10 protein-coding genes are annotated in these 7,991 nt (G+C 61.6%); 1 reads left to right on the forward strand and 9 read right to left on the reverse strand.

Annotation, left to right across the window (positions count from 1 at the left end):
- The 6 genes from WAO69_RS06405 to WAO69_RS06430 form a co-directional block, all read right to left on the reverse strand.
- Positions 1–251 (reverse strand): GNAT family N-acetyltransferase (locus WAO69_RS06405; RefSeq protein WP_422177223.1); only part of this gene is annotated, 251 nt, incomplete at its 3' end.
- A 14-nt stretch (positions 252–265) separates the two neighbouring features.
- Entirely contained in the window at positions 266–916 is a 651-nt protein-coding gene (tsaB, locus tag WAO69_RS06410) for a tRNA (adenosine(37)-N6)-threonylcarbamoyltransferase complex dimerization subunit type 1 TsaB (RefSeq protein ID WP_422177224.1), read from the reverse strand.
- A 63-nt stretch (positions 917–979) separates the two neighbouring features.
- Positions 980–1,543: a NifU family protein gene (locus WAO69_RS06415; RefSeq protein ID WP_422177225.1), complete on the reverse strand. Its 564-nt coding sequence runs from the start codon at positions 1,541–1,543 to the stop codon at positions 980–982.
- Between the two features lie 141 nt (positions 1,544–1,684).
- The gene (locus tag WAO69_RS06420) at positions 1,685–2,140 is read right to left on the reverse strand and encodes a universal stress protein (RefSeq protein WP_422177226.1); all 456 of its coding nucleotides are present in this window, start codon (positions 2,138–2,140) and stop codon (positions 1,685–1,687) included.
- Positions 2,141–2,206: 66 nt separating this feature from the next.
- The gene (locus WAO69_RS06425) at positions 2,207–2,803 is read right to left on the reverse strand and encodes a 2-hydroxychromene-2-carboxylate isomerase (protein ID WP_422177227.1); all 597 of its coding nucleotides are present in this window, start codon (positions 2,801–2,803) and stop codon (positions 2,207–2,209) included.
- 3 nt (positions 2,804–2,806) lie between these two features.
- Positions 2,807–3,670 (reverse strand): branched-chain amino acid aminotransferase, encoded by an 864-nt coding sequence (locus WAO69_RS06430; protein ID WP_422177228.1) that lies wholly within the window; start codon positions 3,668–3,670, stop codon positions 2,807–2,809.
- A gap of 540 nt (positions 3,671–4,210) precedes the next feature.
- On the opposite strand from WAO69_RS06430, the gene WAO69_RS06435 reads away from it, so the two are divergent.
- The gene (locus WAO69_RS06435) at positions 4,211–4,627 is read left to right on the forward strand and encodes an Hsp20/alpha crystallin family protein (protein WP_422177229.1); all 417 of its coding nucleotides are present in this window, start codon (positions 4,211–4,213) and stop codon (positions 4,625–4,627) included.
- Between the two features lie 157 nt (positions 4,628–4,784).
- Here the strand turns inward: WAO69_RS06435 and WAO69_RS06440 are convergent, their stop codons facing one another.
- The 3 genes from WAO69_RS06440 to WAO69_RS06450 all read right to left on the reverse strand — a co-directional run bounded on the left by WAO69_RS06440 (position 4,785) and on the right by WAO69_RS06450 (position 7,843).
- Positions 4,785–6,296, reverse strand: coding sequence for an aromatic amino acid lyase (locus tag WAO69_RS06440; protein WP_422177230.1), 1,512 nt, complete (start codon positions 6,294–6,296; stop codon positions 4,785–4,787).
- A gap of 2 nt (positions 6,297–6,298) precedes the next feature.
- A complete protein-coding gene (locus WAO69_RS06445; RefSeq protein WP_422177231.1) occupies positions 6,299–7,306 on the reverse strand; it encodes an ornithine cyclodeaminase family protein in 1,008 nt (335 codons plus the stop codon).
- 273 nt (positions 7,307–7,579) lie between these two features.
- On the reverse strand, positions 7,580–7,843 hold the full coding sequence (locus WAO69_RS06450) for a hypothetical protein (RefSeq protein WP_422177232.1): 264 nt from the start codon (positions 7,841–7,843) through the stop codon (positions 7,580–7,582).
- Positions 7,844–7,991 lie beyond the last annotated feature (148 nt).

The raw sequence follows: 7,991 nt of genomic DNA on the forward strand, positions 1-7,991 counted from the left end.
GCGCGCCGGGCACCGCGCCGTGCGGCCTCGGTCTGCCATGTGTCCATCAGCGCGCGCGCCAGCCCCTGTCGGTGAGCATCCGGATGGGTGGCAATGGTCAACAGTTCGGCCTCATCCAGCACGACGCGCACCAGTGCAAAGGCGCGCGGATCGCCGACGGCAAACACGCCGGGATGGCTCAGAAGCGAGGCAAATTCTCCAGCACTCCACGGGCGCGATTGCTCAAAAGCCGCCGCATGGATCGCGGCCATGTCCCCGGGCGCGATCAATCCAGCAGTACCGGAGCGCTATCGCGCGCAGGTGCCGCATCCGCCGGGCGCAGATAGAGCGGTGCAGGAGCACCACAGGGCGCATCCAGACGGCTCAGTGCGATCCGGGCCATGGCCTCAAGCAGCGGCATGGCGGGCGCGGCACAGGGCCAGCCGGTCAAGGCCGATATCGCGGGGGCGACAGAGCCGATCACGGCTGGCGTGGTCTCGGGTGCTGCATTCAGGATCGCGTCGCGCTCCATCGCCACCATCTGCGGCTGGCTACTGGCGGCCCCGCCAAAAAGCTGCACATAGGTCCGGTTCTGGCGCGCATCCGCGACGCTCAGCACGGGGCCTGTTGCGCCAAAGGCCAGCGCCTCCAGGGTCGACACGCCGATCGCGGGCCGGTTCAGCCCCAAGGCAAGACCGCGTGCCGCCGAGACGGAAATCCGGATGCCGGTGAAATTTCCCGGCCCGATACCAACGCCGATACCGTCAAGATCGCCAAAGCCAAGCCCTGCATCGCCCAGCATCTCTTGCAGCATCGGCATCAGATGTTCGGCCTGTCCCTTTGCCATCTCATCGCAGCGCAGGGTGATCTTGCCCTGATGCAACAGGGCCGCAGCGCAGCGCGCATCGGACGTATCAAAGGCCAGAACGGTGGTCATGACATAACTCGGGCGCCGCAACAGCAGCGCCCGGTCATCGGTTCGAAAAGGTCGGTATCTGCCTCAGACGGCAACCGGGCGTACCTCGGTCACTTCGGGGATATAGTGGCGCAGCAGGTTCTCGATCCCCATTTTCAGGGTCAGTGTCGAGGACGGGCAGCCCGCGCAGGCACCCTGCATATGCAGATAGACCACACCGCGATCAAAGCCGTGGAAGGTGATGTCGCCGCCATCCTGAGCCACCGCCGGGCGCACCCGGCTGTCCAGCAGTTCCTTGATCTGGCCGACGATCTCGGAGTTTTCACCCGTGTGTTCGGCGTGACCGCTGGCGGGCTGGTGATCGGCGGACATGACCGCGTCACCTGACTGGAAATGCTCCATGATGGCACCCAGAAGCGCCGGTTTGATGTGATCCCAGTCAACGCCATCTTCCTTGGTGACGGTGACGAAATCATTGCCGAAAAATACGCCCGTGACGCCCTGCACACCAAAGATGCGCGCCGCAAGCGGCGAGGTGTCGGCGGTGTCCGCGCTGGGGAAATCGGCAGTGCCGACCTCAAGCACGGTCTGACCCGGCAGGAACTTGAGCGTTGCGGGGTTCGGCGTGGATTCTGTTTGGATAAACATGATGTCTCCTGAGCGAGGTTGCCCTGATATGCGGATCGCAGCCGGGCGAGTCAAGTATTTGGAACGATTCTAAATCATTCAGGGGCAAAGGTGCAAGCGAAACTCAGCTTTGTCCTGTGGCACCTGTCAGACCGGCCTGCCTCAGGTGATCGCCTCAAGCTGTTCCTTGCTGAGGTTGCCGGGCACGATGGTCAGCGGAATGGGCAGGTCGCCCGCGTTGCGGCTGAGTTGGGTCACCAGCGGGCCGGGGCCCTTCTTGTCGCTGCCCGCACCCAGCACCAAAACGCCGATCTCGGGGTCTTCCTTGACCTGTGCCATGATCTCGGGCACGGGCTCGCCTTCGCGGATCACCAACTCGGGATCTATCCCCTGCCGGTCGCGCATCCATTTGGCAAAGACTTCGAAATGGGCGTGGATGCGTTCGCGCGATTCTTCACGCATGATATCGCCGACACCGATCCAGTGGTTGAACTCATCAGGCGGGATCACCGACAGGATCTGGACACCCCCTCCGGTATTGGCAGCCCGCATCGCGGCAAAGCGCATCGCGTTCAGGCATTCGCGGCTGTCATCCAGCACGACGAGAAATTTACGCATGCTTGGCCTTTCATTTCCGATCAGCGTGCAGGATGACGCAAGCGATGGGCGCGCGCAATCAAAAGCTCAATCGCGCAGCGCCCAGTCGATCGCCTGTTCCAGCCTGTCATGACCCCAGAACAGCTCATCCCCCACCATCAGCGTCGGAGCACCAAACAGCCCGCGCACCTGCGCCTCGTCGGTGTTCTTGCGCAATACGGCCTTGCCCTCGGGGCTCAGGGTCTCGGCAAGAATTGCAGCCGGTTCCAGCCCGATCTCTTCGAGAATGGCACCGATCACCGCATCATCGCCGATATCGCGATTATCCGAGAAATTCGCGGTGTAGACCGCGCGCACGAATGGCCCGATCCAGTCGCTTGCGCCGTGACGGGCGGCGATGCGTGCCGCCAGAATCGAGCCGCGCGGAAAGGACGAGGGTTTGACAAAGCCGATATCGCTCTCTTCGCAGATCCGCTCCATGTCGCGCCACATATAGGCCCCTTTGACGGGGAACATGTTGAACGGCGAGGTCGTCATGCCCTGCGCGCCGAAAATCGGCCCCAGCAGGAAGGATCGCCAGATCAGCGGCACGCCGGCGTCGGCGCAGGCCTCCTCGATCCGCATGGCGGCGGGATAGCTGTAGGTCGAGGCGAACTCGAACCAGAATTCCAGAGGCTTTGGCATGGATCAGCTTTCGCTAGCGGCCCAGTCCCAATACATCTCGCGCACGCGGCGGGTGACGGGACCGACCTGGTAATGGGTGTCGTCAAAGGCGGTCACCGGGGTGACCTTGGACATGTTGCCGGACATGAACACTTCGTCGGCCTTCTGGAAATCCTCGAAGGTCAGGACGGTTTCATGCACGGCCATGCCATCGCCGGTCATATTGGCGATATGGCGCGCGCGGGTGATCCCGGCCAGGAAGGTGCCGTTCGGGATCGGGGTGAACACCTCTCCATCCCTGACCATGAAGATATTGGCGGTGGCGGTTTCGGCCACGTTGCCCATGGCATCGGCTACCAGCGCATTGCTGAAGCCCTTGGCGCGCGCCTCGGTCAGCATCCGGGCGTTGTTGGGGTAAAGACAGCCCGCCTTGGCGTTGACCACCGCATCTTCCAGAACCGGGCGGCGAAACCGCGTGCGGGTCAGCGTGACCGTCGCCGATGCCGGGGCCATGGGGATTTCTTCCAGACAGATGGCAAAGCCGGTCTGCTCGCTTGAGGGCACGATCGCCGTGAGATCGCCATCAATGCCCCAGTACATCGGGCGGATATAGACCGGTGTGCCCTTGTCAAAAAGCTTCAGACCCTCGGCCACGATCTCGACCATGTCCTCGGTGCTGACCATGGGTGTCAGCATCAGCGCCCGGGCCGAGCGGTTAACCCGCGCGCAATGCGGTGCCAGATCCGGGGCCATCCCGTCGAAATAGCGCGCGCCGTCAAAGACCGACGAGCCCAGCCAGGAACCATGATCGGCCGCACGCATGATCGCCACATCTCCGTCATGCCAACTGCCCTGGAAATAGGTCTTGATATTGGTGCCAACGGCCATGGTTCGGTCCTCCTCAAGGCGCGACCGTAAGGCAAGTCGGCCTCTAGCGTCCAGACCATTCGGCAAGGGTTTCTGTGGCGCGGTTGCATATTGGGGACCGTGTTCCCTTACGGGGCCGCGCCGACAGCCACCGGCACCGCGCGCTGCTGTAACTGGATGGAAAGCCGGAGGCGTTAGAACCCGTCTTGCAGCTGCACTAGGCCGGGAAGGACTATCACCCCTTTTCGGCACGATCAGGACAGATGGTTTTCCCATCGCGCATCCTTGCCTGGCCCGGTTTACCACCCGGAGCCATGCGACCATCGCATTTCCTGCGGGCCCGCACCCTGACGATCCTACCCATATGCACAAGCAGCAGCCTGCCGGGACACAGCCCGCCGCGGGCCGTTTGCCATGCGCCCGGCACGCCATCGACTCCCGAGGCCCAGAGCTTGAACGCCCTCAGCCCAATTCGCCGGTCCGACGCTGATCCGGATCAATGGACCACAAGATCAGGCGGGATATCGTGAATCGGCAATATGTGTCGAAAGGAGACAGGAATTGGTTGAGAAATCGCACACCAGCGGGTTTTGGCCCTCGCTTTATGACCCCGTGCGCCAGATGGGCGAGCGGGTGGCGAAATGGGTTGCACCTGCCTCCGAAGCCGCCGGCAGCGATGATGCCTACCGCATCGGCGTCGAATTGCCCGGAGTGGCGGAGGAGGACATCCACCTCAGCGTCGAGGACGGCGTGGTCATGCTCAAGGGCGAAAAGCGTACCGAGCGCGAAGAGACAGGGGAAACCTGGTTCTTTTCCGAACGCGAATATGGCGCGTTCAGCCGCTCGTTCCGTCTGCCCCCGGATGCCGACGGGGAAAAGGTGGATGCCCAGCTCAAGGACGGTGTGCTGAACATCACCATTCCCAAGAAGGCCCCCAGGAAACCCGAAACCGCCAAAGTGCCCATCCGCAAGGCTTGAGACCGGCGCAACGCGCGGACCCGGCACTGACGCTTTTCGAAGAGCAGGGACGGTCTGTCGGTTCCACAGAGGCCGTTCGGACAAGGCAGATCTTCGATACGATGGCCAGAATGTCGGGTGCCGCGCATGTGAACCCCGTTGCCGGCAATCCGGCGTCTCAGGCTTGCATCGGTGCAATCAGGTCACGGGACGCAATCATGCGGGCGACATGTTCGACGTCTCGGGCCAGCGGTCGATCCTGATCCAAAGCGGCAGAACTCCCACGGATTTGGGAATGAACGCCAGCGAGGTAGGGTCCGAGTACGGGCACAACCTCGCGCAGCTCTGCCGCTTGGCAGGCCACAAGCAGCTCGATCGCGGTGAGCCGTGCAGAGCAATCCGTGATCTTGACCAATGCGCGGACAGCAGTCGGAGAACCGGCGATGCAATCTTCAACGCCGTTGGCATTGATGCTTGGCCAGATGGGCACGGGTTGGGCAGCATGCAGCAGTTCGGACACCAAGGCCTCGGCAGATTTCATCAAGGGCGCAAACCCGTTGGATCCACTATTCGGCTGTGCCAGAAATGTCGGCAGATCACTGAAGACCGGATTGAGCAGTTTGGAGATGCGCGCCAGCTGCGCAACCGTCAGGTGGACGAATGCACGGTTCAGGCCTTCGATTGCATTGGTCAATTCCGAGGTGAAATAGGCACCGCAAGAGATGATTTCCCGTGTCTCGAGAAAGGCCACCGGATTGTCGCTGACACCGTTCACCTCGATCTCGGTCACCTGGATTGCGCTGCCCAGCGCGGCGCTCACCGTGCCGTGGATTTGCGCGATATTGCGCAGCGACAGCGGGTCCTGCAAACGGCGCGCATGGCCCGGCCCAAGCAACAGACTGCCCGCAAGGCGCAGGCGCAGGTCCTGACCTGCTGCCATTTGTCCGGGCAAGGGCTTGATGGCAAGCGTCCGGTGTTCCAGCGGCCCAAGATTGGCGCGGAAGGCCTCCAGTGACATGGCAGCAGCGGTTTGCGCGCTGTCATATGCCAGCCGCGCGGCGTCAACTGCCAATGCAGCGGCACCTGCAACGGCACTTGTGCTATTGGCCAGCGCCAACCCGTCACGTGGCCCAGGGACCAGCGGTTCAATGCCATGGGTGCGCATCACATCCGCGCTCGGTCCGATGTTGCCATCGGGGTCAGACATCTCACCCTCGCCAATCAGCGCAAGACCCATCGTTGCGTTCAGCACCAGATCCGCCGCGCCGATGGAGCCGATTTGCCCCACGACAGGTGTGATATTGGCGCTGAGGCAGGCGGCAATATGCTCGGCAACTTTGGGCTGTGCGCCGCTGTGGCCGCGCAACAGAGTATTGGCGCGCACGATCATGGCCGCGCGGATGTTCTCGCGGGTTTCGTGTGGCCCGACGGCATGCGCGCGCCCGCGCAGGGTCTGGACTGAGAACCGGCCCAGCGTTTCCTCATCCAACACTTCCGTCGCGCGCGACCCCAGGCCTGTGGTGACACCGTAAACCAGGCGTTTTTCGGCAATGACCAGATCGACCAAAGCCCGGGTTTGGCCCATATGCGCAAGAGCATCCTTGTCCAGGGCAATCGGAGCCGTTCCTTGCGCTGCCAGGGCCACATCCGTGATGCCAAGGTTCTGCCCGGTCAGGGTCAGGCCCGCCATGCTCAGTCTTCCCGATACAGAAGGTTTTGCGTGATCCCCATCGCGCGGGCCTTGTCCAGAATGGCGGCTCCCAAGGCGATATCCCCCGTCGACATGCCACGATGCCAGAACAGGATCGTTTCGTCATCGCGTTCGCGTCCCGGTTTCAACCCGGCGGCAATCTCGCCAATCTCGGCATGGAAACTGGCCTCGGTGATTTTGCCGGCATCGATATGCGGCCGCAGGGCGCCCAGATGCCCGGCCCGCATCTGTCCCAGATCATCCATCACGAACTTGTCGAACCCATCGACAAAATCCAACGGCAACGCGCTCATGGTGCCGTAGGGCACGACGAATGCGCCCTTTTTCACCCATGCGCGGTCAAACATCGGCGTCGGCGCGTTCAGCCGTGTCGCTTCGACCATGATATCGGCGCCGCTCAGGCAGCTTTCCCAATCCGTGGTCACAATGACCTTCTTGCCAAGGTCGTGGCTGAGGCGTTCGCCAAAGGCATCGCGGCTTTCGGGGCGGCGCGAATGCACCCGAATTTCATCAAAATCAAACAGATGATCCAAAAGGCGCACATTCCAATAGGACGTTCCGCGCGCGCCCACATGACCCAGAATCCTGGGGTTTTTCGGGCCCAGCCATTTTGCACCCAGCGCGGTCAGGGCCCCTGTGCGCATATCCGTGATGCCCGCCGCGTCGATCACCGCCTTCGGGGTGCCCGTGCGTGGGCAGAACAGGTTCAAAAGCGCCAATTCCGACGGCAATCCCTGTTTGTAGTTGTCAACATAGTCGCCGACGATCTTGACACCTGCATAGTTCAGCGGAGCGACGTAGCCGCGCAACACGTTGAAATGGCCGTTGAACGCTGGATCAGGCTCCAGATGCATTCGGGGTTCGATGACAGTCTTGCCTTGCCCGGCAGCAATCAGGCCCTGTTCGATGGCTGTCAGAATCTCATCGTTGGACAGCGCCAGTTGATCGATTTCTGGCTTGCCCAGGTATTCAATTTCCAATCTTGCCATGGTTTTTTGCCCTTCGAGTCAGCCGGATCATTCCGATTTTTCGCCCCGGGCAGGTTCCTGTAATCCTGAGCCTTGCACAAGTTCTATTGATGCGGGCCCGTGTGCGCATGCAATGGCCCGCCGCGCTTTTGCCCGATGACCGCTTCGGGGAACAGGATACGTCAGTTGCGTTCTTTCAAGCGACCGGGTTGCGGACGGAGCGAGCTTTCGCTTGTGTCGATTGGAGCGCGTTTCATGAACGTCTGCATGCGAACGAATGCGACAAATCTTCTGTCACTCCAACACAGGTGCGAGCGCTTTGCGGATCCACAGGTGCGTCTCGGGAATTGCAGGTTCCTGAACGCAAAAGTTCTCGCCGTTATCCAAGGTTGATGCTCGGGCTTCCTCTTGTGCCGCGTCGGTTTCGCGGCCAACTTCTCGCAGCGCCAGAACCAGCAGTTTGCGAAACCCTCGGACACTAGGTTTCAATTCGATCATCTCGCGCAGGGTGGCAATCGTTCCCTCATAATCGCCTCCGCAGAATTGAGCGGTGGCCATGTGAAATCTTCGATAGGTCCAATCCCACATTCCCCAAGTAACTCGCTGATTTCGCTGTCCTGATGGTGATATTTCGCATAGAAATCATGGTGTTGTTGGCTTCGAGGGGCATGTTTCATGGATCACCCAGAGGGTGCGGGATTGCAGC

This window comes from Aestuariivita sp. (assembly GCF_049276915.1).
Lineage (GTDB): Bacteria > Pseudomonadota > Alphaproteobacteria > Rhodobacterales > Rhodobacteraceae > Aestuariivita.